3 protein-coding genes are annotated in these 2,666 nt (G+C 43.0%); all 3 read right to left on the reverse strand.

Translation table 11 applies throughout. The annotated features are described in order from the left end of the window. Positions 1-740: HAMP domain-containing sensor histidine kinase (locus VF500_RS17470; RefSeq protein ID WP_330860913.1), on the reverse strand; the 740-nt coding region annotated here is incomplete at its 3' end. Positions 741-749: 9 nt separating this feature from the next. Beyond that, a complete protein-coding gene (locus VF500_RS17475; RefSeq protein WP_330860914.1) occupies positions 750-1,514 on the reverse strand; it encodes a methyltransferase domain-containing protein in 765 nt (254 codons plus the stop codon). Between the two features lie 54 nt (positions 1,515-1,568). Beyond that, the coding region (locus VF500_RS17480) for an NAD(P)/FAD-dependent oxidoreductase (protein WP_330860915.1) at positions 1,569-2,666 on the reverse strand (1,098 nt) is incomplete at its 5' end.

Raw genomic sequence — 2,666 nt, forward strand, 5'->3', positions numbered from 1 at the left:
TTAAAAGAGTTATCTATCAGGTTTACCAGTACCTGTCTTATCTTTTCCCTGTCGGCATTTACCACAATAGGCTCATCATATTTTTGTTTAAATATAAGTTTGATGTGGTATTGCTTGCCCTTGATCTCCAACGATTCAAAAACCTCTTTTATCAGGTCATTGATCTTGAATTTGGTATAATTGATAGGCATCTCACCTGATTCAAGCTTTGAAATTTCATCAAGATCTTTGATCAGGTAGCTCAGGCGGTCTACATTTTTTGATGCTTTCTCCAGGAACTGGCGGGCCATTTCCCTGTCTTCAAGATCATCATCCTGAAGGGCCTCTATATAACCTTGTATAGCAAAAAGCGGGGTCTTAAACTCGTGCGAGATATTGGATAAAAAATCGCGGCGAAACTTTTCCTGTTTGCGCAATTCGTCTATTTCGGTCTTTTTTTGTTTGGCCCATTCTTTCACTTCCTGCTCCACATCGGCAATTGGATTGGCGCTTACATGCTCACCAAGGGCATCCCTCAGGTCGCGGCCCAATTTCAGGTTGTGGATCAGTTTATAAATTAGCTTGATACGGGAGTAGATGTATTTTTCAATGAGGTAGTAAAAAACGAAGTAACTTACACCAAGGGCTACCGAAAAAGTAACCATTACATCATACCACTTATGCTGAAAATAAAAGTTAACGGCTGATAGCGTAATTGCCACGCCAAGCGAGGTTGTTAAAACCAGTACACGCAAATTCATAGCGTAAAGCTACGATTTATAGATGATTAACTCCCATCTGAAAGGCCAGCGCCATGTTAATTTAAAGTTATCAATTTGTGCTTTTTTTAATAAAACTAATAATTCCTGTTTTTTAAAGCCCCGCCTAACCGAAAGCGGACCATCGTTTCGCGCCATGGCATTACGGGTAAAAACATGGGTTATGAACACTATGGCATGATACAAAAGCCAGTGCCGGTGCAGATCGGTGATGACAATCCCTTTTTGTGCCGAGGCTTCCATATTTTGAATAAGCTTAACCCAACGCTCATCATCAAAATGGTGGGTAAACAGGCTGCAGATGATCAAATCCACCGGTTTAATTAAATACGCTTCGTCAATAACGTCAGCCTGCGTAAAGTAAATATTGCTATAATTTAAGGCCTGTTGCCGCGCATAGTTAACTGCCGACGGTGCTGCATCAACTCCGTTTAGGTTAAGGTCGACTTGTTTGCTTTTAGCCCATTTGGCAATGGCAATCAGGGTATCTCCTCCTCCACAACCCCAGTCGCTTACAGAATAACCGTTACCGACGGCGAATTTCTTTAATGACTTGATGATACTTTTATGGCCGCCAAACAAGGCATTCATCTTTCCAAGCCCTTCAAGCACTGGTGTGATCTCGGCCGATGGCAGATCAAAATCATCCATGATCTCCAGAGTATCTGTTCGGTAACTTAAATCAGGCATATATTTATGAAAGCTAAAAGCAGAATGCACAAAGCCGAAAGCTGACGATTTGATTATTAAAGCCATTTATCAACTTTGGGTGAAATTTATTAACAGACTATATAATACAATACGCTTGAGTTAGGCAAATGGTTGGCCGTGGGTTTTACTTATCAGAAATTGCGCAACGGAAGGCAGGTGGCTGAGGGTATTCAAACTTAGGGCGGTCATGTTATCATTGCCAAACAAACGCTGTAACTGCCTGCCTACCCAAAGCCTTTGGGCAAACTGTTTGTTCCAGCTTTGAGTGTAATCCTGCTCAAGGTTAGTGCGTTTTTCAGGATTAAAGCTACCCGGTTTATAGTGCGTAATGATTTTTTCAGAAAGGATTTTTGCCGAATGGATAGCCATTGTCATGCCGTTGCCGCAAAGGGGAGCAATCATCCCGGCGGTATCTCCGCTCATAAAGATATGATTATCAACAGGTGCTTTTTTCTCGAACGATATCTCGTTGATCACCTCCGGTTTGTCCAGTAAAAATTTGGCATTACGAAAGATCTCATCTAAATAAGGGTTCTTGCAGATCACATTCTCTTCCAAAGCCGCCAACGAGCCATATTTACGCAGATCATCACGATGGGCCATGTAACACATGCAATACCTGTCGCCATCGGTTTTACTTACGCCGCAATAGCCGTCTTTATAATTATTAAGCTGGATGAGATCTTGTGGAAAATCCATCTGCAAATGGAATTTTACAGCGAGGTAAGGACTTCGTTTATAAAAGAATGGTCGTTTAAGCTTTTGATCGAGATTGGAGCGTTTGCCGAACGAGCCGATAGCCAATGGAGCGGTTAATGTTTCGCCCGGAGTTACCACCTCAAACTGGTCGCCGGTAAAACGGATATCCTCCACCCGGGTGCCAACCAAAAAGGTTACACCCTCGGCAAGGGCTTTCTGGTACAGAAAATTATCGAAAGTAAACCGGCTTAACCCAAAACCACCCAGGTCAAGCTTTTGCGAAAGTTTGGTTCCGGATGATGCTGTAACTTCCAGCCTGTTAATACGGGCCACATTAAGTTCATTAAGATCAATATCAAGCGAAGACAGAAAAGGAATCACCTCATTGGAGATGTATTCGCCGCAAACGCGGTGCATGGGGTAGGTCTTCTTTTCGACGACTGTAACCTTAAGCCCGGCACGGTTCAGCAATATGGCGTTGAACAATCCGGCCAGGCC

This window comes from Mucilaginibacter sp. (assembly GCF_036383575.1).
Lineage (GTDB): Bacteria > Bacteroidota > Bacteroidia > Sphingobacteriales > Sphingobacteriaceae > Mucilaginibacter.